The organism is Roseateles aquae, from assembly GCF_032337115.1.
GTDB classification, from domain to species: Bacteria; Pseudomonadota; Gammaproteobacteria; order Burkholderiales; family Burkholderiaceae_C; genus Roseateles_C; species Roseateles_C aquae.
Map to the genome: position 1 here is coordinate 1,119,325 of NZ_JAVXZY010000001.1, position 24,773 is coordinate 1,144,097.

Annotated in this window: 18 protein-coding genes and 2 pseudogenes; 4 read left to right on the top strand and 16 right to left on the bottom strand. The window is 67.6% G+C overall.

The window, feature by feature from the left end; genetic code table 11:
• Positions 1-36: 36 nt before the first annotated feature.
• The 13 genes and pseudogenes from RQP53_RS04855 to RQP53_RS04915 all read right to left on the bottom strand — a co-directional run bounded on the left by RQP53_RS04855 (position 37) and on the right by RQP53_RS04915 (position 16,466).
• Complete coding sequence (locus tag RQP53_RS04855; RefSeq protein WP_315649005.1) at positions 37-1,857, bottom strand: acyl-CoA dehydrogenase; 1,821 nt, start codon at positions 1,855-1,857, stop codon at positions 37-39.
• 51 nt (positions 1,858-1,908) lie between these two features.
• Entirely contained in the window at positions 1,909-2,328 is a 420-nt protein-coding gene (locus RQP53_RS04860; protein WP_315649006.1) for a PaaI family thioesterase, read from the bottom strand.
• A 175-nt stretch (positions 2,329-2,503) separates the two neighbouring features.
• Positions 2,504-3,678: pseudogene (locus RQP53_RS04865) on the bottom strand (acetyl-CoA C-acyltransferase).
• A 39-nt stretch (positions 3,679-3,717) separates the two neighbouring features.
• A complete protein-coding gene (locus RQP53_RS04870) occupies positions 3,718-5,190 on the bottom strand; it encodes a M20 family peptidase (RefSeq protein WP_315649008.1) in 1,473 nt (490 codons plus the stop codon).
• A gap of 10 nt (positions 5,191-5,200) precedes the next feature.
• On the bottom strand, positions 5,201-7,297 hold the full coding sequence (locus RQP53_RS04875) for a 3-hydroxyacyl-CoA dehydrogenase NAD-binding domain-containing protein (protein ID WP_315649010.1): 2,097 nt from the start codon (positions 7,295-7,297) through the stop codon (positions 5,201-5,203).
• A 322-nt stretch (positions 7,298-7,619) separates the two neighbouring features.
• Positions 7,620-9,248, bottom strand: coding sequence for a PepSY-associated TM helix domain-containing protein (locus tag RQP53_RS04880; protein ID WP_315649011.1), 1,629 nt, complete (start codon positions 9,246-9,248; stop codon positions 7,620-7,622).
• On the bottom strand, positions 9,248-9,547 hold the full coding sequence (locus tag RQP53_RS04885) for a hypothetical protein (protein ID WP_315649013.1): 300 nt from the start codon (positions 9,545-9,547) through the stop codon (positions 9,248-9,250). Before RQP53_RS04885 ends, RQP53_RS04880 begins: the two co-directional genes overlap by 1 nt.
• On the bottom strand, positions 9,544-9,828 hold the full coding sequence (locus RQP53_RS04890; protein ID WP_315649014.1) for a hypothetical protein: 285 nt from the start codon (positions 9,826-9,828) through the stop codon (positions 9,544-9,546). The genes RQP53_RS04885 and RQP53_RS04890 overlap by 4 nt, the downstream gene beginning before the upstream one ends.
• 2 nt (positions 9,829-9,830) lie before the next feature.
• Positions 9,831-12,053 carry a TonB-dependent receptor gene (locus RQP53_RS04895; protein WP_315649015.1) on the bottom strand — a complete coding sequence of 741 codons (2,223 nt, stop codon included), beginning with the start codon at positions 12,051-12,053 and terminating at the stop codon, positions 9,831-9,833.
• Between the two features lie 105 nt (positions 12,054-12,158).
• The gene (locus tag RQP53_RS04900) at positions 12,159-13,400 is read right to left on the bottom strand and encodes a DUF2325 domain-containing protein (protein ID WP_315649017.1); all 1,242 of its coding nucleotides are present in this window, start codon (positions 13,398-13,400) and stop codon (positions 12,159-12,161) included.
• Positions 13,401-13,567: 167 nt separating this feature from the next.
• Entirely contained in the window at positions 13,568-13,804 is a 237-nt protein-coding gene (gene hemP, locus RQP53_RS04905; protein ID WP_315649019.1) for a hemin uptake protein HemP, read from the bottom strand.
• A 98-nt stretch (positions 13,805-13,902) separates the two neighbouring features.
• Positions 13,903-15,825: an EAL domain-containing protein gene (locus RQP53_RS04910; RefSeq protein ID WP_315649021.1), complete on the bottom strand. Its 1,923-nt coding sequence runs from the start codon at positions 15,823-15,825 to the stop codon at positions 13,903-13,905.
• Positions 15,826-15,848: 23 nt separating this feature from the next.
• Positions 15,849-16,466, bottom strand: coding sequence for a transglutaminase-like cysteine peptidase (locus tag RQP53_RS04915; RefSeq protein ID WP_315649022.1), 618 nt, complete (start codon positions 16,464-16,466; stop codon positions 15,849-15,851).
• Positions 16,467-16,736: 270 nt separating this feature from the next.
• Here RQP53_RS04915 and RQP53_RS04920 point away from each other — a divergent pair, with 270 nt between their 5' ends.
• A complete protein-coding gene (locus RQP53_RS04920; protein WP_315649024.1) occupies positions 16,737-17,600 on the top strand; it encodes an HDOD domain-containing protein in 864 nt (287 codons plus the stop codon).
• 123 nt (positions 17,601-17,723) lie between these two features.
• Here RQP53_RS04920 and RQP53_RS24800 read toward each other — a convergent pair.
• Positions 17,724-18,422: pseudogene (locus tag RQP53_RS24800) on the bottom strand (gliding motility protein GldB-related protein); the annotation flags it as partial.
• Between RQP53_RS24800 and RQP53_RS04930 the strand changes: the two are divergent.
• Positions 18,348-18,860 (top strand): hypothetical protein, encoded by a 513-nt coding sequence (locus RQP53_RS04930; RefSeq protein WP_315649028.1) that lies wholly within the window; start codon positions 18,348-18,350, stop codon positions 18,858-18,860. The pseudogene RQP53_RS24800 and the gene RQP53_RS04930 sit on opposite strands and share 75 nt — an antisense overlap.
• Positions 18,861-19,022: 162 nt before the next feature.
• On the opposite strand, the gene RQP53_RS04935 is transcribed toward RQP53_RS04930, so the two are convergent.
• Positions 19,023-20,072 carry a M35 family metalloendopeptidase gene (locus RQP53_RS04935; RefSeq protein ID WP_315649029.1) on the bottom strand — a complete coding sequence of 350 codons (1,050 nt, stop codon included), beginning with the start codon at positions 20,070-20,072 and terminating at the stop codon, positions 19,023-19,025.
• A 285-nt stretch (positions 20,073-20,357) separates the two neighbouring features.
• Between RQP53_RS04935 and RQP53_RS04940 the strand changes: the two genes are divergently transcribed.
• Positions 20,358-21,242 carry a class I SAM-dependent methyltransferase gene (locus RQP53_RS04940; protein ID WP_315649031.1) on the top strand — a complete coding sequence of 295 codons (885 nt, stop codon included), beginning with the start codon at positions 20,358-20,360 and terminating at the stop codon, positions 21,240-21,242.
• Between the two features lie 30 nt (positions 21,243-21,272).
• The gene (locus RQP53_RS04945; RefSeq protein ID WP_315649033.1) at positions 21,273-23,867 is read left to right on the top strand and encodes a cyclic nucleotide-binding domain-containing protein; all 2,595 of its coding nucleotides are present in this window, start codon (positions 21,273-21,275) and stop codon (positions 23,865-23,867) included.
• A gap of 12 nt (positions 23,868-23,879) precedes the next feature.
• On the opposite strand, the gene RQP53_RS04950 is transcribed toward RQP53_RS04945, so the two are convergent.
• The gene (locus RQP53_RS04950) at positions 23,880-24,713 is read right to left on the bottom strand and encodes an isocitrate lyase/PEP mutase family protein (RefSeq protein ID WP_315649035.1); all 834 of its coding nucleotides are present in this window, start codon (positions 24,711-24,713) and stop codon (positions 23,880-23,882) included.
• Positions 24,714-24,773 lie beyond the last annotated feature (60 nt).

Here is a 24,773-nt window from a genome sequence, read left to right on the forward strand (position 1 = left end):
GTGTCTCCGTGTCTCTGTGGTCCGTTCCAAAAGCCTTCAGAACCAGGCGTCCTGCATCTCGCGGGTCAACGGCTCGCGCGCGGCGGCCACGGCCAGCCAGGCGGCAATCTTGGGCAGCTCGTAGCGGTAGAAGTACTGCTGCGCGGCCCGCTTGCCGCGCTCGAAATCGCTGTCGCCCTGGGCCACCAGCGCCACGTCCAGCCACAGCCAGGCCAGCACCACATGGCCGAAGGCCTGCATATAGGGCGTGGCATTGGCCAGCGCCTCCTCGGGCAGGCCGCTGGCCCAGGCTGATTTCGTGGCCTTGCCGACCTGCCCCAGCGCACCGGCCAACTGATTGGCGGCCTCGGCAAGACCTGGCACCGCCAGCGCCCGCTGCACCGTCTGGTTGATGCGGCCGGCCAGGGCCAGCAGTGCCTGGCCGCCATTCATCACCACCTTGCGCCCGAGCAGATCCAGTGCCTGGATGCCATGAGTGCCTTCGTGAATCATGTTCAGCCGGTTGTCGCGCCAGTACTGTTCGACCGGGAAATCGCGCGTGTAGCCATAGCCGCCCAGCACCTGGATGGCCAGGCTGTTGGCCTCCAGGCACCACTCGCTGGGCCAGCTCTTGGCGATCGGGATCAGCACCTCGAGCAGAAGCCCGGCCGCCGCGGCCTCATCGGGCTTGGCGGTGTGCAGCTCGTCGACCAGCCGGGCGCAGAACAGCTCCAACGCCAGCGCACCTTCGACATAGCTCTTCTGCGCCAACAGCATGCGCTTGACGTCAGCATGCTCGATGATGGGCCGCTGCGGCGAGGCGGCATCCTTGCCAGCCTGCGTCATTGGCCGGCCCTGCGGGCGCTGCCGGGCATAGGCGAGGCTCGCCTCATAGCCGGCATAGCCCAGCATCGTGGCGCCCAGGCCGACGCCGATGCGCGCCTCGTTCATCATGTGGAACATGCACTTCAGGCCCTCGCCGGGCTTGCCGACCAGATAGCCGATGGCGCCGCCCTGCCCGCCCGGCTTGAAGCGGCCTTCACCGAAGTTCAGCAGGCAGTTGGTCGTGCCGCGATAACCGAGCTTGTGGTTCAGCCCCGCCAGGGCCACATCATTGCGCTCGCCCGTCAATTCGCCGCGCTCGTTGACCAGGTGCTTGGGCACGATGAACAGCGAGATGCCGCGGGTGCCGGGCAGCGTCTTGCCATCAGGCCCGGGAATCTTGGCCAACACCAGATGGATGATGTTCTCGCTGATCTCATGCTCGCCGGCCGAGATCCACATCTTGTTGCCCTTGAGCCGGTAGCGCGGCCCCAGCGCATCGGCTGCAAAGCCCTCGCCATCGGGCTCGGCACGCGTGGCCACATCAGACAGCGACGAACCCGCCTGCGGCTCGGACAGGCACATGGTGCCGAACCAGCGGCCGGAAAACTCGTTCTTGGCAAAGACCTCGCGCTGCAGCGGCGTGCCATGGGCCATCAGCAGATTGGCATTGCCGCTGGTCAGCATCGCGTAGCCGCCCATGGCGATATTGGCCATGCTGAAGAAGGCATTGGCCGCCATCTCGATCACACAGGGCAGCTGCATGCCGCCGGTGTCATAGTCCTGCGCCGCCGCCAGCATGCCGGACTCGACATAGGCCGCCAGCGCCGCGTGTGTGGCCGCTGGCAGATGCACGCGTTCGCCGTCGAAACGCGGCTCCTCGGTATCGGTCAGCCGATTGACCGGCGCGAACTTCTCGCGGGCAATCTTCTCGCAGGTGTCCAGCACCGCGGCAAAGGTCTCACCGCTGTGCTCGGCAAAGCGCGGCCGCTGGTTCAGTTCATTGACCTTGAGCCAGTCGTTCAGCAGGAAATCCAGGGTCTGGCGCATGGCCACTCCTTCAAAAATTCAGCGCCAACAGCCAGTTCTAGCCGTCAGCTCTCACCGTCAGCCTTGACGGACGATGGTGCCCTGGGCCAGCGCACAGAGCTTTTCCTCGCCGCCGCTGAGGGCAAAGACCTCGCAGCGGCACACCGCCTGCGATTTGCTCACCGCCAGCGCCGAGGCACGCGCGATCAGCCGATCACCGACGCCGGGCCGCACATAGTTGATCTTGAACTCCGAGGTCAGCACCGGCACCTGCATCGCCGTGCCGCCGGCAAAGGTCAGTGCGTTATCGGCCAGATAGCTGATCACGCCGCCATGGGCGAAGCCGTTCTGCTGTTTGAGCTGATCCGTCAGCGCCAGCCGCAGCTCGACCTGGCCCGGCGACAGCGCCGTCAACTCGGCGCCGAGCAAAGTGCTGAAGGCCTGCTGGCCCAGCACCTCGCGGCCCATTGCCAGAAAGACTTCGGGGGAGACGGTCATATCAAGCTTTCCTTTTGAAGCAGGAGATCCAGGGTCTGGTGCATGCAAGCTCCATCAAACAGGGCGGCATCGGCGAAAGGGGCAGGCGCCCATCAAGCGACGCCCGCCGATCCGGCTCCGCCGGGCGGTCGGGCGTGCCCCCTTGAGGGGGCTGGCGAAGCCAGCAGGGGGTGGGTCACAAGACTTCAAAGATGCCAGCCGCCCCCATGCCGCCGCCAATGCACATGGTCACGCAGACGCGCTTGGCGCCGCGGCGGCGGCCTTCGATCAGCGCATGGCCGGTCAGGCGCTGGCCGGACACGCCGTAGGGGTGGCCAACGGCAATTGCGCCACCGTTGACGTTCAGGCGATCCATCGGAATGCCCAGCGTATCGGCGCAGTAGAGCACCTGCACGGCGAAGGCCTCGTTCAATTCCCACAGATCGATGTCGGCCACGGTCAGGCCCAGCTTTTTCAGCACCTTGGGCACGGCAAAGACCGGGCCAATGCCCATTTCGTCGGGCTCGCAGCCGGCCACGGCAAAGCCGAGGAAGCGGCCCAGCGGCTTCAGGCCGTGCTGCTCGGCATAGGCCTCGCTGACGACGACGCAGGCGCCGGCGCCATCGGAGAACTGGCTGGCGTGCCCGCCGTCACCACGCCGCCGGGCAGGGCCGAGCGCAGGTTCTTGATGCCGTCGTAGGTCGTGCCCTCGCGCAGGCCTTCGTCGACGCTGACGGTCACTTGCTTGCTCGTCATGCCCAGCACCTTGTCGGCCACGCCGGCGGTCACAGTGATGGGCACGATCTCATCGACGAACTTGCCGGCGGCCTGTGCAGCACAGGCCTTTTGCTGGCTTTCGGCGCCAAAGTGGTCCATGCGCTCCTTGGCAATCTTGTAGCGCGTGGCCACGTTCTCGGCCGTCTGCAGCATGCTCCAGTAGATCTCGGGCTTGTTCTTGGCCAGCCAGCTGTCGCTCAGCATGTGCTTGTTCATCTCCTGCTGCACGCAGGAGATGCTCTCCACGCCACCGGCGACGAAGACATCGCCCTCGCCGGCGATGATGCGCTGCGCGGCCAGCGCAATCGTCTGCAGGCCGCTGGAGCAGAAACGGTTCACCGTCAGGCCGCTGACCGTGATGGGCAGGCCGGCACGCAGCGCAATCTGGCGGGCGATATTGTTGCCGGTGGCACCCTCGGGGAAGGCGCAGCCCATGATCACGTCTTCCACATGGCCGGCATCGATGCCGGCGCGCTCGACGGCCGCCTTGACCACATGGCCGCCCAGCGTCGCGCCATGGGTCATATTGAAGGCGCCCTTCCAGCTCTTGGCCAGCGGCGTGCGTGCGGTGGAAACGATGACGGCCTTGCTCATGATGTGTCCTTCAGGGCTGAATCGATATCGGGGGATGGCTCACTGCGTGCTCAGCGTGGCCAGGCGGTGATAGAAGCGGATCATCTCGACCAGATTGCGGCTGGCGATGCGTTCATTGGTGCCGTGGAAACGGGCCAGATCGTCGGGCCCGGCGCGCACCGGCGAAAAGCGGTAGATGTGCTCGGACAGCGCGGCGAAATGGCGCGAATCGGTCGCCGCGGTCATCAGGCCCGGCGCCACCAGCGTGCCGGGAAAAACCTCGCGGATGCCGCGCGCCAGTTGCTGGTAGGCCGGCGCATCGCTGGGCGACACCGGGCTGGGCTCGGAACTGCCGGGCACGGTGCTGAGCGTGAAGCGGTTGGCATCGGGCAGCGCCTGGCGCACATGGCCCAGCACGGCGGCAATGCTGTCGCCAGGCAGCAGGCGGAAGTTGACGGTGGCCTCGGCCTCGCCGGGCAGGACGTTGTCCTTGTTGCCGGCCTTGACGATGGTCAGCGCCGTGGTCGTGCGCAGCAGCGCATTGCTCGAGGCCTTGGCCTCCAGCTGGCGTTGCACCACCGGGCCGAACAGCCAGAGATTGCTCAGCGCCACGCGCTGAAAGCCGTCCATCTCCGGCGCCAGGGTCTCAAACATCTCGCGGGCGATGCCGCGCAATCCAGCGGGTAGCTGATGTTGATCGAGCTGCTGCAGCGCTTGGGCCATCATGCCGATGGCGCTGCTGCCCGGTGTTGGCGGCATGCTGCTGTGGCCCGGCGTGGACAGGGCCTTCAGCTCGACCGAGAGATAGCCCTTCTCGGCAATGCCGATCAGCGCCGCCGGTGGCTTCAGCCCCGGCACGATGCCTTCGGTGATGACCAGGCCTTCGTCCAGCACCGACTCCAGCTTCACGCCGCGCGATTGCAGCAGCTTGGCAATCACCGCCGCGCCCTGCAGGCCGCCCAGCTCCTCATCGGCGCCAAAGGCCAGGTAGAGCGTGCGGCGCGGCTTGAAACCGCTGGCCGCCAGCAGCTCCAGCGCCTCCATCTGGCTGATCAGATTGCTCTTGTTGTCCCAGGCGCCACGGCCCCAGATATAGCCATCGCGCACCACGCCGGCAAAGGGCGGCTGCTGCCACTGCGATTCGGTGCCAGGCGCCACCGGCACCACATCCTGGTGGGCCAGCCAGAGCACCGGCTTGGCCGCAGCATCACTGCCCGGCCAGCTGTAGAGCAGGCTGGACGCACCGACCTGCTCGCGGCGCAGCAGCGCGTGCAGGCGCGGGTAGTCGCGCTGCAGCTGCGCGTGCAGGGCCATGAACTGATCGCGCCGCGCCTCGCCCTCGGCCGAGATGGTCTGGTGGCGAATCGCCGCGGCCAGATGCTCGGCCGCGGCGTGCTCGTCAACAGCGAGTTGGGGCAGCGGCGCCACCTCGATCTGCCGGCTGCGCCGGCCCAGTGTGTTCACCGCCAGCAGCAAAGCCAGCGCGAGCAGCAGGCCGAGCAGCCAGCGCAACAAGGTCTTTAGCAGTTTCATTCAGTCAGCTTCAGTCGTTGAAGCCCTTGCCCTGCTCGACCAGGCGAGCCAGCAGCGGCGCCGGCTGCCAGAACTTGGCGTCGTCCAGCGGGTTCTTGGCAAAGCGCTTCATCGCCTGCACGACGTTGAACAAGCCCACCGTGTCGGCGTAGCACATCGGGCCACCGCGCCAGAGCGGGAAGCCGTAGCCTGTCAGGTAGACCATGTCGACATCGGAGGCGCGCTGCGCAATGCCTTCTTCCAGCAGATGGGCGGCCTCGTTGACCAGGGCATAGACCAGGCGATGGACGATTTCGTCATCGCTGATTTCTCGCGCTGTGATGCCCAGCGCAGCGCGGTGCTTGTCCAGCATCTCGCCCACCACCGGCGAGGGAATGGCATCGCGCTTGCCCGGCACGTAGTCGTACCAGCCGGCGCCGGTCTTCTGGCCAAAGCGGCCCAGCTCGCAGAGGCGGTCGGCACTGGCCGAATAGCGCAGCTCCGGCTTTTCCTGATAGCGGCGCTTGCGGATCGCCCAGCCGATGTCGTTACCGGCCAGATCGCCCATGCGGAAGGGGCCCATCGCAAAGCCGAACTTCTCGGCGGCGCGGTCGACCTGCTGCGGGCTGCAGCCCTCGTCGAGCAGGAAGCCGGCCTGGCGGCTGTACTGCTCGATCATCCGGTTGCCGATGAAGCCATCGCAGACGCCGGACACCACCGCCGTCTTCCTGATCTTCTTGGCCACTGCCATCACCGTGGCCAGCACGTCCTTGGCCGTGGCCTTGCCGCGCACCACCTCCAGCAGCTTCATCACATTGGCCGGGCTGAAGAAGTGCATGCCCACCACATCGGCGGGGCGCTGCGTGAAGCCGGCGATCTTGTCGACATCCAGCGTCGAGGTGTTGGAGGCCAGGATGGCGCCGGGCTTCATCACTGCGTCGAGTTGCTTGAAGACCGCTTCCTTGACGCCGATCTCCTCGAACACCGCCTCGATGACCAGATCGGCATCACCAATTTCGGCATAGCTGAGCGTGGTCGACAGCAGGGCCATGCGCTGCTCGTACTTGTCCTGTTTGAGCTTGCCCTTGGCGACCTGGCCCTCGTAGTTCTTGCGGATGGTGGCCACGCCGCGGTCCAGCGCTTCCTGCTTGGTCTCCAGGATGATCACCGGCAGACCGGCGTTCAGGAAGTTCATGCTGATGCCGCCACCCATGGTGCCGGCGCCGATGACGGCCACCTTGTTGATCGCGCGCACCGGCGTGCTGTCCGGCACATCACTGATCTTGCTGGCCGCCCGTTCGGCAAAAAAGGCGTGGCGCAGGGCCTTGGATTCCGGCGTCACCATCAAGGCGGCAAAACCTTCGCGCTCGGCGCGTAGGCCATCCTCGAATTTCATGTTCACCGCAGCGGCCACCGCCTCCAGGCAGCGCAGCGGCGCCGGGAAGTTTTTGCTCATCGCGCCGACGGTGTTGCGGGCGAACTGGAAGAAGGCCTGCGGCTCGGCGTGGCGCGCCTTCAGATCGCGCACGCGGGGCAGCGGGCGCTTGTCAGCCACTTCGGCCGCAAAGGCCAGCGCGGCTTCCATCAGATCGCCGTCGACGATGCGATCAAACAGCTTCTGCCCCGGCAACTGGGCCAGCATCTCGCTATTGACCGGCTCGCCACTGACGATCATGTTCAGCGCCGGCTCCACGCCCAAGGCGCGCGGCAGCCGCTGCGTGCCGCCGGCGCCGGGCAGCAGGCCCAGCTTGACTTCGGGTAGCGCGATCTTGGCGCCCGGTGAGGCCAGCCGGTAGTGGCAGCCCAGCGCAAGTTCCAGCCCGCCGCCCATGCAGACACTGTGCACCGCCGCGACGATGGGCTTGCTGCAGGCCTCGACCAGGGCGATCAGCGACAGCAGATTGGGCTCGGCCAGCGCCTTGGGGCTGCCGAATTCCTTGATGTCGGCGCCGCCCGAGAAGGCCTTGCCGGCACCGGTGATGACGATGGCGACAACGCCGGCATCGGCCTCGGCGCGCTCGACCCCCTCGGCCGCGGCCTTGCGGGTCGCATAGCCCAGGCCGTTGACCGGCGGGTTGTCCAGCGTGATCACGGCCACATTGCCGCGGACTTCATAGGAGGCGGTCATCGCAACACCCTTTCAGCGAAGCTAAAAATAGAACGATCGTTCGATTCTAGGCAGGAGCCCCCGCGATTGTTTGTCCCAGTTGTGACAAGTTGACAGGGCGGCGCGAGGACCGGCGCTTCCAAGGCTCGGCAGCGCGAATGATGGTAAGCACACTGCAGCGCCTGCCTGCGAAAAACCCCTGGTTTACCCTGCTCGCGCGCCGCAGAACCGTCGCCAGTGTCCTGCTCGGACGGGCCGGCACGGCGCGCTAGCAGGCCAAGTCAACAGGCCAAGTCCGCAGGCCGGAATCGCATCGTCGCAGCTGCACTGCCCTGCAGATCGCTCAGCCGCCGCGCACCGGCGCCGACCACACCGAAGGCTGGCCGTGATCGCTGCACCTTCTTGCCGTCGCACGCGCCATCGCCGCCAGGGCCAGGCCGATCGGCAAGACTGTCGCTTCCACCACCCAGGCCTTGTTGAACACCGCCAGCCCGATAACGACTTCGCACAGGCCCAGCAAGGGAATGGCCAGGCTGAGCACCACGGCGAGCCGCAACACAGGCAGGGCAGCACGGGCTGCACCGCGCCAAACGCTCCAGCCCAGGCAGGCCAGGAATATGGGGTAGTACAGCGCCGCTGGGCGCAACGCCGACTCAGGCAGGCAAAGCACTTGCAGCTTCAGGCCCAGCAGCGTCCCCGACAGCGCGGCGATGCAGCCCAAGCTGACACCGACGCTAAGCGCTGCCATGACGCGGCTCCCTCGCGTTTGCAGCGCTTCACCTGCAGCCACCGCGCGCTTGCGTCGGCTCTCGATCCACAGCAGATTGCCGCTGTAGAACAACCAGGCCCCGGCCAAGGCAAGCAGGAAATACATCCAGCGCACCTCTGTGCCGCCAAAGGAGGCCATGTGTAGCGCGAAGGCGCTGCTGATGATCAGCGCCGCCGCGCCCTGTTGGCCGGGCAGGAAATCGCGGTTCAGCACACGTCCGCTGTAGGGATCCAGCGCGAGAAAGCCGCCGCGCGCCCGTGGCGATACCGCACGCTCGTCATGGCCCCAGACCCGCAGCAGCGGGCGTGGCCCCAGCAACTGCTGGTATTGCAGCTGCTCGATGCGCAAGCCCGGCGCCTCGGCCTCGGCCCGCGCGACAAGCTGCTGCGGCGACAGCATCTGCGCGAGATCTGGCGGCGGCGCCGCGACGCTGACCGCGGGCCTGCCCTGTAGCTGCGATTGATGCAGCCAGCGGTCCTGCAGGGCGTAGAGGCCATCGTGAACGGCAAAGACCACCGCCGTCACGGCCATCACCAGATGAAAGGGCAGGCTGGCGACGCCCACCGCATTGTGCGCATCCAGCCACAGCCGCTTCAAATTCTTGCCCAGGCGCAGCGCCAGGAAGTCCTTGGCCAGCGTCGGTAGCACCAGCACCAGGCCGGAGAACAGGGCCAGCGCGTACAGCGCGGCGATCACACCCATCAGCCAGCGACAGACGTCGTTGTCGACGGGCAAGCCGACGACACGGTGCAGATCATCGACAAAGCGCCCAAGCGGCATGGCCGCCGGCAGTGTCTGCAGCTGCAGCTGCCCGGCGGCATCGAGATGCGCGCTGCGCCTACGGTCCGCGGCGCCACCCTCTCCCTCATCGTCTTCATCCCCGTCGCCGCCAACGCCCCCCGCGGCGGCCTGCCAGGACAGGCTGGCGCGGCGCTGCACCCCCTCGCCCTGCAGATCCAGGCGCAGCTCGCGCGCCGCGGCCGGCTGCTCGCGCAGCAAGCGGGGTAACAGTGCGCCGAGCTCGTCCAGGCTCTGCTGCACTGCTTGCTGCTGCTGCGCTGGCCGCAGCCAGTCGTCCAGCTCCGCCTTGAACAAGGTGAAGGCGCCCGCATAGAAAGCGATGAACAAGGCCAGGCCGCTGAGCAGACCGGTCCAGCCATGCACCGCCTTGTAGATGCGCAGGGTTTCGCTCTTGAGCTTCATCAGCGCTCCAGCAACACAAAGGCCAGGGCCAGCAGCGCCGTGGCGCCACCAAGGCTCAGCCAGGCGCGCCGACCGCTGCTGAAACCAAAGCTCAGCGCCAGCAGGGTGAGCCAGATCGGCGCCACCATCCACATCGCCAGCTGAGAGCGCAGCGCAAGGGTCAGGCCCGGCTGCGCCAGGTGGTTGAACAACGCGCTGCACAGCAGGGCCACGACCAGCCCGCCCAGCGCGCCGGCCAGCGTCTTGGACCACCAGTCGCGCCGCGGCGCGGACCGCGGCGTCTGCACCAGCGGCATCATGGGCACCTCCGCATCAGCGGCTTCAGCAACTGCCGCGCCGCGGCCAGGTGAGGCAGCAGCACCAAGGCCAGCATCCAGACCGTCAGCAGGGTGTAGACCAGGGCCAGGGCTTGCCGCTGCTCGGCAAGCATCAGGCCACCGGCCATGCCGCACAGCAGCGCCAGGCCGTAGGCCGGGCCGCGCCGCCAGGGCCGCGCCAGCCATCGCTGTTGCGCCAGGCCCAGGTAGACACAGACGGGCGCCGCGGCCAGCAGCGCCAGCTTGATAGCAATCGCGGCCATGCTCAATAGTCCAGGCTCAGCGACGCGCTCAGCGCGCGCGCAGGCCCTAGCGTTGCAATCGGCGTGCTGTCGCTGAAGGCCCCGTTGAAGAAGCGCTGGTTGAGCAGGTTCGTCACACCCAGCCGCCATTGCGCGGCCTGACCGAACAGCCGGCTGTTCAGCCGGGCGCCGACATCGAGCTGCTGCCAGGCAGGCAGGCGCAGCTGATTGGCCGCATCGAGATACTGCGGCGCCGTCGCCGCCAGCCGGGCGTTCAGCGCCAGACCCGGGATGCTGCTGAGCTCGGCATCCAGGCCCAGATTGGCCTGCCAGGCCGGACCGCCGACGGCGCGATGGCCGTCCTGGAGCCCGCCCTCGGTGCGCGCCAGCACGGCACGGGACAGCGTCGCCCCGACCAGCAGGCGCAGGCCCTTCTGCAGCTCTCCGCTGCTGCTCCACTCCAAAGCTCGCACCCGCTTGCGGCCACCGTCGACATAGGTCGGCCGAGTGCTGGGGCCGGTCGCGATCAGCGTTGGGCGGCGAATCTCGTAGACCGCCAGCGCATGGAGCATGCCTTCTTGTTCCCATTTCAGACCCAGCTCGGTCTGCTGCGTCTTGTAGGGTGCAAAGACCTGCTGGTAGTTGCTTGCCGAGTTGTCGTCGATGGTGTCGCCCTGGCTCAGCCCCTGCACATAGTTGGCATACAGCGACAGCTGTGGCCCCCAGGGCTTGAGCACCAGACCCAGCGAGGGCGTCCAGGCGCTCTGGTCATAGTGATCCCTCAAGGCGCCGCTGGCCGCCAGATAGCTGCGCGTGCGCACGTTCTGGCGGCGCACACCGAGGTTCAGACTGAACAGCCCATCAGGGCTGCTGATGCTGTCGACCAGGGCCAGGCTGCTCAAGCGCGCGTCGCCGGTCTTGGGCGCACCGGCCGGCAGCTCCACCATCGCGGCCTCGGTCGGCTGATAGAGGTTGGAACTGAACGGCCGCATATTGACCGCCGAACCGCTGTCCTGATCGAGACGGCTGAGCTGCAGCACCCATTGATGCTGCAAGCCGAGCCAGTCGGCACGGGCGCGCAGCCCCAGCTCCCCGGAGCGGCCGTCGTTATACCCGCGCTGGCCAATCATGCGGGCGCTGTAGTTGCCCTGCGGATCGATCATGCGCGCATGGGTGCCGTTGATGAAACCACTGAAGCGGTGCGTGCGCTGCCCGAAACCGGCGAAGGCCTCCAGCTGATCGCTGAGCGCCAGATCGACATGGGCGATCAGGGCGCGGCTGAGCAAGGCGCCCTCGGCCTTGGGAAACTGGTTGATCGTAGGGGCCGGCACGGCAGGCAGGCTGGGTCCGGCAAACCAGTACATCGCCGCCGTGCCGCCGCTGAACGATTCACGGCTGTGGTAGCCATCCAGCGTCGCGCGCACCGCGGCACTGCGGTAGTCCAGCGCAGCGCTGAGCAATTCGCGGCGCTTGGCCTGCCCCTGCAGCGGGGTGCGGCCCTGGCCATGCGCGGCGTTGACGCGCAAACCCCAATCCTGCTGCTCGCCCAAGCGGCGCGCGATGTCCAGTCCAAGCTGCGCCTGCGAGCGGCTGCCCCACCCCAGATTCACCCGCGTCAGCGCTTGATCGCCAGCGCGCTTGGGCACCAGGTTGATCACACCGCCGACACCACCATCGGGCGGCATGCCGCTGAACATCGCATTCGGCCCCTTCAGCAGCTCGGCCCTTTCGACGAACTCGACCGGCACATGGCCGACCGGCGCCAAACCGAACAGACCCTCGATCGCAATGTCGCCGGCATTGACATCAAAGCCGCGCACCCGAAAGTTCTCGTAAGCATGGCCGCTGCTGGTCGTCAGGCGCAGCGCCGCGTCGTTCTGCAGCACCTCGCCCAAGGTGCGCGCCTGTTGGGCCTCTATCAGTTCGGCGGTGTAGGCGGTCTGGCTGAACGGGGAGTCCAGCAGCGACACATTGCCAAGCAGACCGAGCCGGGCACCGCGCGCGAGCTGGCCGCCCGCTTGGGTCTCTGGCAACTCGGCCCCCAGCGGCACGCGGGCGCGTACACGGACAATGGGCAGGCTGTCCGAAAAGCCATCGGCCTTGTCGGCCTTGTCGGCCGAGCTGGCGCGCTCTACGCCACCGGCGCCCTCGGCCGGCGTCTGCGGCCTGTCGTTCGCCCGGGCCATATGGCCAAGGCTGAGCAGGCCAAGCAGCATCGGGGTCCATCGAAATCGCGCAGCGCGCATGGTGTTCACTCCTCTGGCAGTGTTGTTGTGAAAGGCAAAGCTGCGCCCCACCCTCTCGGGGCGCGAAAGAAAACTCAGGGATCGCCGCGGTGGGCGGAGCTGACCTCAGGGCTCGGAAGCCGCCCCTGGGTTCAGGCTGTCCAGCGCGCGCTGCAGGCCGCTGGCGCTGGGCTTGTCGACGAACACGCAGCGCTTGCCATGACGCTTGCAGTGCTCCTTGACGCGCCAGTAGGCGTCATGGCTGATACAGCCGGTCTGGCAGATCACCAGGTCCGCCGCTGCCAGGCTGGCGTCCAGCTTGGTGACCGCATCCTCCTCGCCGCCGTCGTGGTGCAGGAAGCGCCCGCCGGTGCGCTCGATCAGCTGCCGGTAGATAGGCACGACGCCGGCCCGCCCGCCCACACAGAGCACCGCGCGCTCGGCCAGCCTTGGCAGCGGTGCGGACTCGGTGCAGCCCTGGGCTTGATCGGCCGGCGCCGGCCGCAGCCCTGGCCGCATGTCGGCCGCTGGCGCGCGGGCCGCTTGGGCCAGCGCTTCACGCGCCTCGGCCAGCGCAGCCTCCAGCGCCTCGATACGGGTACGCTGGCGCGCCAGGCGCTCGGCATCGTCACGCCGTCGCAGCACGGCATCACCGCCTTGCTGCAGCGACTCGCGCAGACTGGCGATCAGCGTATCGCGTGCCAGCAGCTCGGCGCGCAGCTGAACGACGCTGGCCTGTAGACGATCACGCTCACGGCCCTGCAGCTCGGCCAGCTGGGTGCAACGCGACTGCGCCTGCGCCAACTCGCGGCCCAGCACCAGATTCTCCTGGGTGAGCGATTGAAGACGGCGCTGATCGACCCGCTCGGCACTGCCCAGCTGGTGCTGCAGCATGTGGATGTCGCGCAGCACCAGCTCCTGCAGCGCCTCGTCGCAGCGCGCATGGGTCAGCGTGGCCCACAAGGCGCCATCGACCGTGGCGCCCTGCACATGGGCGCGCCACCAACGCGTTAATGCCTCGGTGCTCTTCTGCCGCGCCGCTTCCTTCAGCGCCAAGGCAAAGCGCTGATCCAGCTCGCGCTGCAGCAGCTCGGCGACCGGCGAACGGCGGCTGCTGTCATTGATCGCACCGCAGTGCAGTTCGTAGTCGCCCGCTTCGATCAGGCCGCCGAACAGCCGCCCCAGGGCCTTGCGCAGCACCGGCATCGGCAGGCAGACCCCCACCACCGGGCACAGCGCCTGGGACGGCAGCTCCCAGAGGCGGCGACGGCGCGAGCCCTGGCGAGTCGGTAGTGGCGGTGCGTCCGGCGTTGCCGGCCTCGCTGCCGCAGTCAGCAAACGGGCGAAGTCGGGGCGGCGCTCACACATGAGCAGCTCCCCGGCGCAAACGGCGAAGCGTCAGTCGGCGTGTCCGCAATGGCGGTGCATGGCGTGGCGTCAGCATGGCGAGTCCTCGGCATGAGGGGCACGGGCTGGCGCTCAGCTGGCTGGTGCGGTGGCGGTGGCGTGGGCAATGGCCATCTGGCCAGGCCCGATTACTTGGTCAGGATCAGCTTGCCCTGCGCGGTCAGACTGAGCCTGTACACCTGACCGGCATGCTCAAGCTCGACCTGGCGCTGGCCCTGCAAGAGCTGGGCACTGCTCCAGCGGATGATGGGGCCGCGCGGTGCACCATCACGGCGAACGGCAGACACGGCGCGGTCGCCACCAAGCTGGGGGACATCGCCGGGCTGCATTGGGCTCAATAGCCGGGGCGTGTTTGTCGTCGTCATGGCCTCAATCATAAATGATAACCATTCTCATTAACAAGCAAAATGCGCACAGGCAGGAAACAGCGGCAAGGGCGTGACTCGGTCAGGGACGGCCTGCATCAGGGCTTGATCAGCTGCGAGGTCGCCCAGGGGCCGGTGATGCCGTCCAGGTCGCAGTCCCACAGCGCTTGCGCATCCTGCGGATCCTTGATGCCCTCGGCATAGACGCGCACATTCAGGCTGCGCAGCATGATGACCATGCCGCGCACAAAGGCCACGCGCGCCGCCTCGTCGGCCAGACCGCTGACCACCGAGGCGTCCAGCTTCACATAGTCCAGCCCGGCCTGGAACAGCCGGTCGACCTGGGCAAGACCTGCCCCGGCATGCTCCAGGCCCAGCTGCACGCCCAGCGGGCGCAGCTGCCGGCCCAATTCGTGCAGCAGCTCGAAGTGCTGGATGGCCGCGGCCTCAGCGAGCTCCAGGCCCAGCTTGCGCGCCGCCTGCGGCGACTGAAAGACCAGCTCGCGCAGCCGGGCCAGGAAACCGCCTTCCAGCAGCGAGGCCGGCGCCAGATTGACGCAGCGCGGCCGGCCATCGGCAGCAATCGCCTGCAGGGCCAGCGCCACCGCCTGGGCATCGGCGTCACCGCTGAGCCGGCTGCGCAGCGCCAGCGGCAGCCATTCCGATGCCGGCTGGAAGCCACCTTGCGGATCGAGCTGCAGCTGCAGCGGGCACTCCAGATGCAGCAGCTTGCCCTCGCGATCAACCAATGGGAACTCGACCAGCCGGGCGCGGTTCTGCAGCACCGCTTCCTGGATCTGGCGCCGCCAGACCCGCTCGCCATGGGCCTGCCAGTCCGACACCGGCGCGGCAAAGGCCTCGACGACCACGCCACTGCCCTGCTCGGCCCGCGCCAGCACCGCATCGGCCTCGCCGAACCACTGGCTCAGCGTGCGCTGCCGCGGCAATTCAACCGCGCTGATCGCCACCTGCAGCCCCTGGCCCAAGGGTGCCAGGCCAGAGCGCAAGGCCTCGGCCAGCGCGTGGGCAGTGTCGGCCGCCACGCCGGGTGCCGGTAGCCAGAGCGCGAAATCGGAACCGTTCAAGCGGCCAGCCAGGCAGCCGCGCACGCGGTCCGGATAGACCTTCACCGCCCGGGCGATCGCCTGCAGGATCTGATCGACCTGCTGATGGCCCATGCGCTGATTCAGGCCCGGCAGGTCGCGCAGGCGCAGCAGCACCAGGCCGGCGCGAGCCGGGCCGTCGTCGCGCGTCAGCACCGACTCCAGCTCGGCCAGGAAATGCTTGCGCTGCGACAGCCCCGTCAGCGCATCGCAATGGGCCTGCTGCTGTAAGACCTTCAGCTGCCCGGCCTGCGCCTCGAACAGGCTCTTGATGCGCGCCACCATGGTGTTCATCGCCCGCGTCAGCCGCTGCAGCTCAGGGATGGTCGGTTCATCAACCGTGGTGAACTGCCCCTCGGCCAGGGCCTGGGCCTGGGCCACCGCGTTATCCAGCGGTTGGCGCAGCTTGCGCAGGCCCCAGGCGGCCAGCAACAGGCCGATCAGGCCCAGCAGCAGCAGCAGCGAACCGCTGCGCAGCGTGCTTTGCCAGAGCTCGTCATGGGCATAGGCGCTGTGGCTGCGCAGCTCGACCGAGCCGGCACTGTTCCAGCCATTGGAGACCTGGGCGACACCAGCTTGCACGGCAATCGGCGTCAGCGCGATGAACCAGGCCGGCGCCTCGCTGGCGCGACCATCCATATGGCGCTCAAAGGCCACCGAACCATCAGCGCGGCGCCAGATCACGCTCTGGTAATGGCCGGTATCGAACTGCGCCGAGATCAGCAGCGACATCAGCTCGGCATCGCCGCGCTGCTGCGACAGGGCCAGCGCCAGCGCCGCTGCGTTGTCGCCGTTCTTCACCTGCAGCTGGGTCAGCAAGAGCTGGCGCACCGACGCCGTCGTGACGGCCACACTGCCCAGCAGCGAGACCAGCACCACCGCCAGCACCAGCAATCCCAATCGGCGTATCAAGGACATGAGGTTTCTTTCGCTGAACGATTCTAAAAGCCCTCGGCACGCGCCTTGGCGAGCAGATCCCGCCATTGCGACAGCCGGTTGACCGGGTTGCCGGCGCTGCTGCCGGCCACGCCGTTCCACAGCCCTTCGGCATTGAAGCTGAACACCGGCTGCAGATCGCGCCGCGCCGAGGCGGGCCGCAGCTCGGTTTGAAGATTGTCAAGAATCGTCGGCTCGGCCTCGGGGCTGGCGTAGTGGGCCAGCACCATGTGCGCGACCGAGCGACCCTGCAGCTGCGCCCGCACATAGACCATGCGCAGCTGCTCGCCCGGCACACCGGCGGCGAGCAGGCTGAAGTACTTGGCGCTGGCGTAGTCCTCGCAGTCGCCACGGCCTTTTTGCAGCGTCTCCAGCGGGCTGGCCCAGTAGTCGATCACGCCCCAGGCGTCGGTGTCCTCGGCATAGGCGACGCGCTGGTTGAAGAAGTTGTTGATCAAGGCCAGCTTGGCCGGCGTGTCCAGCGAGGCGGCACGTTCAACCAGCTGGCGCAGCGCCTGCACCTGGCTCAGCGTCTTGGCGCCGCGCTGCTCGGCCGCCTCCAGCACCCGCTCGACATCCCAGGCCAGCCCGGGCTGTTGCGCCAGCCAGGCGGCCAGCAGCACGCCGAGTCCCCGCCACAGAGACCAGCGTCGGCAAACGGGGAGCAGACGAAAGGGAGAAGGCGCCATGCGTGAACAGCCCTGGCAGCGGACCGGGCCGCCACGACCATGGCACTGACTGTAGCGGGGCCGCCCACTGGCAATCGCTGCAAATGCACTCAAGCCGGCCATCTCTGCGCACAATGCCCGGCTATTCCTTGCCTAGAAGTCGCGGGCGGGGCTGATAATTCCACTCAGTCTTTGCCAATGAAAACTGCCGCGCCGGCGCCCCGCATGAAGTCACTCGCCATTCGCCAAGAGCTCGACCAGGCCCGTGAACGCGGCCCCTTGCGGCAGATCATCATTCCGCCCTGCCCCGAGCTGCTGCAGCGCCTGCAGCAGGCCATGGCCGAGGCCGAGCCCGATCTGACCGAGGTGGCGCGCATCGCCGCCAGCGATGTGGCCATGTCGGCCACGCTGCTGCGCATTGCCAACAGCCCCTTGCATCTGGCCGATGGCCAGCCCTGCACCACCGTGGGCCAGGCGATGACGCGGCTGGGCTTGGACGAGACCACCCAGGTGATGATGGGCTTTCTGGTCAAGCACGCCATTCCGGTCAACAACCCCCAGCTGGCACGCTTCTGGGAGCGCTCGACCAAGCGCGCCCTGGCCATGGCCTTCATCGCCCGCCAGCTGCCGGGCCTGCCCACCGATCTGGCCCACACCTATGGGCTGTTCTGCCATGTCGGCATCCCGGTGCTGCTGCAAAGCATGCGCGGCTATGGGGCCACGCTGGTCGAGGCCAATGCGCGCATTGACCGCCCCTTCATCGCCACCGAGAACGTCAACCACAAGACCGACCATGCCGTCGTCGGCGCGCTGGTCGTGCGGGTCTGGAACCTGGCGCCGCAGCTGATGTCGGCGATCCGGCTGCACCACGATTTCGTCTCGCTGGGCGACGAGGGCATTGACCCCGAGACCCATACGCTGGTCGCCGCCGGCATGGTGGCCGAGCACCTGATGCGCATGCATGAAGGCCTGAGCGTCGACGCCGACTGGGCCGACAACCACCAGGCCGCGTTGCAATGGCTGCACATCTCGCTGGACGAACTGGAGCAGTGGGACGAGGCGCTGCGACCGATCCTGGATGAGGCCTGAGCCCCAACGGACGGCACGGGCCCACTCTTCACCTGGGCGTGAGGGCTTGGCGAATCGCTCGGCGTAGGCACTGGCGCGCAGGATGGCCTCGGCATCGCTGAACTTCAGCAGCTGGGCCAGGGCCTGCGGCCTGTCAGCCGCTTGTTCATAAAAGGCCTTGGCGATCCGGTAGCCGATGAAATAACCCAGGTCAGCGGGGCGGTCCTTGCTGTTGTCGCCGTTGTACAGCCAGGCTGACAGATCCGTGCCATGACGCTGCTCGCTGAATTCGCGCCACAAGGCCGCCTCATGGGCCAGACCATAGACGCGCTGAGTCTCATTGGCGGTCTTGCCCGTCGTCAGCTCGGCCAGCAGGTCGGCGACACCCTCCTTCAAAGCCTCATCGAGCAGCGTGTGTCCAGGTGGCGGCGTCTGCTGGAAATGCGCCAGCTCATGGAGCACGATGTGCGGCAGCTGGTCGCCCGACTGCAGCGACGCCTTCAGCCAGGGCGTCAACTCCTCACGTGGCACCGTGGCACTGAGGCTGTACATCTCGGCGCCCATCAGCAGGCCGGTGTCGGTCGAGGTGCCGCCACTGCTGAGCACACCGATGACGAAGTAGATGTCCGGAAACAGCGCCGCCGGATAGACGGCCTTGAGCCGACGCAGGCCAGCGCGTATCGCTGGCTCTGACCGATCGATGGCCAATGTGTTGGCACGGATCGCAGCAAAGTAGCGCGGATAGGTCTGAATCGTCTTCAACAGGCGTTGGCCGCTGCCGATGCGCTGGCCGATGAAGTCCTGCAGTCCCGCCGAGCCTTCTTCCAGATAGGCCTGCTGCAAGAGCGCTGCGCCATCCTTGCTCGATTCAAGCTGATCGTAGACATGCCAGAAGCGCGCCACATCCTCGGTATGCAAGCGGGCTTTATCGGGGTCGGCGTGTTCGGCGCGATAGCGCGTGGCGTTCGCCAACACGCGCTGCTCCAACGCCGCCCAACCGCTCAGCTGGCGTACCGGTGCCAGCTCGGGCGAGCCGCGCAGCTCATCGATATTCCAATAGCCTGCCGAAGCCGCCTCCTGCAAGGCCTGCAATGCCGGCTCGGCCTCACCGGCCAAGGCCAGGGCCACGGCCTTCAGCACGCGCGGCGTCCGCGTCTTGGCGCCGGCGGCGCTTGCCGCGGCGAATTGAACCGCTGCCTGCTTGAATTCGCCCTTGCCCAGGGCCTGAAAGCCCGCCCCGATGGCCGTCGAGGCGGGCGCCTCGGCGGCTCGCCCTGCTGACGCCAGCCCGAAGCTCAGGCACAGCGCTGCCAGCGTTGCGATCACGGGCCGGGGAACCGGGGCAAAAGCGGAAAGCAGCAACATGCGCGACTCCAAAAACGGAAGTCGCGCATCTTAGCGATCAACAATGGCTCACGGCAGCCTGGCTCACGGCAGCCTGGCTCAAGGCAGCGGCGGGCTGTTCTCGGCGAAGTACTCGTGGCTGTCGGCGTTGTCCAGCGCCTTGGCCGGATTGGAGATCGCCAGCGACTTGGCGGCGCTCTGGCCGTAGGCCCAGTCATCGGTGCTGGCCACGACGTTGAAGTGCGTCATTTCATGGACCAGCGTGCCAGCCTTGGAGTCGGTGCCGGTGGCGGGTGCCGACCAGAAGGCATTGCAGACATAGATCTTGTACGGCTGCGTCGGGTAGACATAGGCGTAGTAGGACTGCTTGCAGCTGCAGTCCAGTGTCAGCGGCTTGTTCTTGAAGGCATCCAGCGTCGAGGTGTAGTGCGACTTGGCGGTGTTCCAGCCGCTGGCGCTGTAGGTACCAAACCAGGTCTTGTAGCGCTGTGTGCCGGAACCTGCGCCGGACAGATAGCTGGTCGCCCCCTGTGAGTAGTTGGTGGCCGCCGTCACCGCGTTCTGCAGCGCCGTCTTCTGTGAAGACGAACAGTTGCCGGTGTAACTGATGCTGCCGGCCAGCGCGTTCAGGCCCTGAGAAGCCTGCAGATCCGGCGTGAACTTGGCCGTGCGGCCTTCCAGCCAGAAATAGGTCGGCGCAGTGGCGGCGACCAGGCCTTCGGCACCATCATGCTTGTTCAGCCCCACATACTCGAGCGCATAGCGGCCGTTCTGGCTGAGGTCGTAATAGGCGGTCAGTTCCACCTCATAGCTCAGCGAGACACCGGGGGCCAGGCTGAGGAAATCGGCCGCGGTGCGCGGGCCACGCTTGACCAGCGGGCCGGTGTAGTCCACCGGCAGTCCATCGCGGCTGATGCGGAACAGCGCGCCTTCCTGCACCTGGCCGGGCAGCTGACTCTTGGCCACCTGCTGCACGGCGCGGGAGGTGTTGGTCACGGTGACGTTCACCACCACATCGACATCGCCAATCAGCACCGGCTTGGCCAGGCTGACCCGCACATCCAGACCCGCTGCCGCAGCAGCCTGTGCACCCAGCGCCGCAGCGCACACCACCGTGGCCTGACGCCATTTGCTCGAAAACAAGTTCATCGTGGACTCCATCGTTGCTTGTGAGGGCACCGGCTCGTCCGCCGGGAGGCGGTCGGCAACGGCTGAGCCACTCTAGGAATGCCGGCCATCGCGGCACAGCTGTCAACTTCTACAGCTTGCCGTTTGTACTTTTTTTGGCCATTTGGGCGAATATCGCACGTTTCTCAAATTTCTTTGCGCGTCGTGATAGGCCGCCTGAGACGGCTGCCATTGCTGTGATGGGCGAGGACGGCTTGGCAGCTCAGCCAGGCGATGGCGCCCGCCAACCCACAGCCAAGGACCGCCATGAAGCCAGCTCTCTCACCCAGCCTGCCCACCACGTCCACCGTCGAGATTTCGGCCGCAACCACCCGGGTGCACGACTTCGTCGCCCAGGGCTACAACTCGCACAGCGGCATCATTGCGCGCAAGAACCGAATCGCCTTCGACGCGCTGGCCGAGCATTGGCGCGGCCACAGGGCGCCGCTGAAGGTGCTCGACCTCGGCGTTGGCGATGGCGCGCTGCTGGCCCAGCTGCAGACCTTGCCGTTGAACTGGGAGATGACCGGCCTGGACATCTCGCCGGCGATGCTCGACTGCGCCGCCGCCCGCGTGCCGATGAAGCGGGTGCTGGCGCCCGTGGAGCAGGCCGCCGCCCATCTGCCGGCCTCTCACTTCGATCTGGTACTGGGCCATTACGTCCTCGCCTACGTGGCCCTGCCCACACTGCTTGACCAGGCCAAGCAGTTGCTGGCGCCAGGCGGCGTGTTCTCGCTGGCCACCTCGACGCTGACCGGCGCCAAGCCGCTCTTCCTGCAACTTGAACAATTCCGCCAGGACAGCCGCCTGCCCTGGCGCCGCTGGATGGCCCGGGCAATCGAGCGGGCACTGGACAGCACCAGCATCCCGCCCACCTACGCTGAACTTGAACAGCAGATCGAAGCCGCCGGCCTGCGCGTGCAGCAACGCCAGACGCTCAGTGAGCCGCTGGTGTTCAACAGTGCCGAAGACGCCTTTGACTTCTTCATCCGCCAGGGCTGGGGCGCCTCGCTCCTGGCCGGCTTCGGCCGCCTGCCACTGGCCTGCAGCCGGGCGCTGGTCTATCTGGGCCTGTGCGACTACACCTACCCGATCTGCTGGACCCATCACACCGAAGTCTTGCAGATTGTCCGTGCCGATGCCTCGTGCTGATCCCGGCCGGCAGCGCCGGCGCCTGGCGCCATGACGGCCTGGATCACGGCCCTGCCGGCCTTGCAGCCGCTCGAGCCCCTGCAGGCCTGCACCCTGGCGCTGCTGCCCGGCCTGGCCTGCCTGTTGATCTGCCAGCGATTGCTTGTCGAACGCTGGCCTGACAAACCGCCAGCATCGCCGACGCTGCTGGGCCCGCTGCTGCCGCTGGCCGCGCTCGATCCCGGCCCGGCCACCGCCTGGGCGCTGGCTTTGCTTGGCGCTGCTCATCTCTGCCAGCCGCGCCTGCCACGGCACTGGCGTGCCTGGCTGTCACCGGCCCTGGGCGCCAGCCTGGGCCTACTTGGCCTGGCGCTGCTTCACCAGGCCGGCAACAGCCTGCGCCTGGCCTGGCCAGACCTGGCGCCGCCAGCGCCCACGCCTGCCCACACGCTGGTCCTCGCGCTTGGCGCGCTGATCTGCCTGCTCACAGGCCGCGCGCTGGCAAGCCAGGCGGCACAGCGGCAAGGCCCAAGCCCCAGCAAGTTGGCAGAGGCCGCGCTGCCCCTGCTGGCCGCCCTGCTCTACCTGAGCGCGCTGCTGGCGCCGCCATCGGCAGGGGGCTGGCTGCTGCCGGCCGCTGTGCTGATCGGCGCGAGCCTTGGCGCTGACTCCCTTCGTTCCCGCCAGCGCTGGGCCGCGGTGGACAGCGGACTGCTGATCGGCAGCACTGTCATCGTCGCAACGCTACCCGCCTGGCCGGCGAGCGCGTCATTGACGCTGCTGGGCTTGATGGCGCCGATGACGTTGCTGCTGCGCCGGGCCGGGGCGCTGTTGACACGAGGAACGCGACGCGCGGCGCTCGCCACGCCGGCTGCCACCGATGAGCTGGCCAGCCCTGCCGCCCAGCTCGACCAGTGGGACGAACAACGCCGCCAGCAGCTGGCCGCACTGCCGGCCTTGCTGGAGGCACCGGCAGATCAGCGCAGTGCCAACAGTGCCGACGCCCTGGCGCTGCAAGCGCTGCTGCAGCAGCTGATGCGCTTTTGCCAGGGCAGCCAGTTCGCCGAGCGCCGGCTGCAAACCCGCGCGCTGCAGCTGCGCGAGCAGGTCCAGCAGCTCTTGGCCTTGCGCGAGGCGGTGCTGGAGCTGCTGCGCCAGGCGGCCGAACCTGCCCTGGCCGGCGAGGCGCTGAACGACCATCTGCAGCAAAGCCTGGCCCTGCTCTTGGGCCTGCTGGCCGAGAGCGAGGCGGCGCCCAGGCCGGCTCACCAGGCGCAGGACCCGGAGCTACACACCGAGCTGCGCCTGCTCAGCCACGATCGCTCGGAGCAGATGCACGAGTTGCGCCGCCAGCTCGTTCGCGAACGCAGCGGCGATCCCGCCCTGCCGGCCCTGCTGCAGCTGAGCAGCCAGTTCGAACACTGCGTCTGGCTGCTGCGCCGGCTGGCGCTGCTGCAGGCCAGCGCTGGACAGCAGCGCCAGCAGGGGCAACGCCAGCCCTGGCGCGGCAACCGGCTGCTGCAAGGCCTGGGCGACGATCTGCTGCACCAGCTCGAGCCCCTGCTGCGCCCGCAACGCCTGGCTGCCGGTGAGCTGCTCTACCAGGCTGGTGACGCGGCCGAGCAGGTCTGGCTGATCACGGCCGGTGAATTGCTGCTGCAACATCCGGGGCAGGCCCCCACGTCACCGATCGCGCCACGTGGCGAACGCGTGGGCGCTGGCGAGGCGCTCGGTGAGCTGGAGCTGCTGCAACAGCTGCCGCGCCAAGCCACGGCGGTGGCCTGCGGCGAGGTCGAGCTGTGGGCCCTGGATCGCAGCGCCTTGCAGGCCTTCGAGAGGCGCAGCGGCTATGCGCTGCTGCCGCTGGCCCTGGCGCGCCAGCAGCTGCAACTCGGCGAGCAGTTGGACCAGGCCCGCCAGCGTGGCCTGCAAGCCCTGCAGCAGGGCATGGAAGAGTTCCGCCTGCGCAGCGCCTTCGGCACCGTGCTGAGCAATCTGATCCTGCTGATCTTTGTCTACACCTCGGCGCTGAGCCTCTTGCGCCAGATTGCAAAGGGCCAGGCCACGACCACCTTCGTCACCTCGACGGCACTGGCGGCGATGGCGCTGACCAGCTGGTGGATGGTGCGCCAGACCGGCTTCAAGCCGGCGGTGTTCGGCTTCAGCCTGGCGCGCTGGCGCTGGGTGCTGATCGACAGCCTGCACTGGACCTTCTGGGCCTGCGCCTTGTGCACGCTGCTCAAGCTGCTGCTGATCAAGTTCGTGCCGCATTTTGCCGAGCTGGCCTTGATCTCACCCTGGGTCGCCAAGACCGGCTGGCGCGACACCCTGGCCGCCTATGCGCTCTACATCGTCTGTTCGCCGGTGCAGGAATTCGTCGCCCGCGGCGCCATCCAGGGCTGCCTGCAACACATGCTGACCGGCCGCCATGCCGCCTGGCGCGCCATCATTGTGGCCGATGCGGTGTTCTCGATCAGCCACCAGCATCTCGGCCCCGGCTATGCCTTGATCGTGTTCATCCCGGGCCTGTTCTGGGGCTGGATGTACAGCCGCCAGCGCTCGCTGCTGGGCGTCAGCGTCTCGCATGTGCTGATCGGCCTGTGGGTGACCGGCGCGCTCGATCTGGCCAGTGTCGTTGGCGACTGAACAGCAAGGTACTCATCTTTTCTGCAAGGCCTCGGCCTCGGCAAAGCCATAGAAGCGCTCGCCCAGCAGCTGCCAGCGGCCGTTCTGGCGCGCTTCCCGGGCGATGTCGCGCAGCTGGCCCATGCAGGCCAAGATGGGGCAGACGCCCAGGCTGACGCGCCGCGCGCCAGCGGCGAACAACTCGGCCGCCGACGGTGCGCCGGGCTGCACCATCACGCTCAGCGGCCCGTCGATCGCGTCGGCCAGACGGCGCAGCAGCACGGTGTCGATCAGGCCCGGCACGAACACCATGTCGGCGCCGGCGGCCAGATAGTGCTGGGCCCGGGCCACCGTCAACGCCAGGCGCTGTTCAAGGTCGCCGCCCTCGCCGAGCAGCCAGCTGTCGATGCGGGCATTGATCCACAGCGGCGCGCCGTCAGCGGCGGCCCGTGCGGCGCGCAGGCGTTCGGCCTGCAGGGCGGCATCGAACTGGGCCGCTTGACCCTGCCCGTGGATGCGGTCTTCCAGATTGATGCCAACGGCACCGGCGGCGATCACCGCACGCACCGTCGTCGCGACATCTTCAGGCGCAGCACCGTAGCCGGCCTCGATATCGGCCGTCACCGGCACCGGCACGGCGGCGCAGATGCGCGCAATCTCGGCGACCATGGCCTCGCGACCGATCAGCTCGGCATCGGCAAAGCCGCGCGCATAGGCGATGCCACCACTGGTCGTGCCCAAGGCCGGAAAGCCTTCGGCGACCTGGACGCGGGCGCTGGCGCAGTCCCAGGCGTTGGCGAGCAGGAACTCGCCTTGTTGATTGAGTTGGCGGAATTTCAGGGCGTGTTCGTATTGAGTCGGGTTCATGGCTGGAAAGCTCAGAAAGGTCTGCATCAGTCGTTGACAAGGCTGCGCATGGTGCCGCCG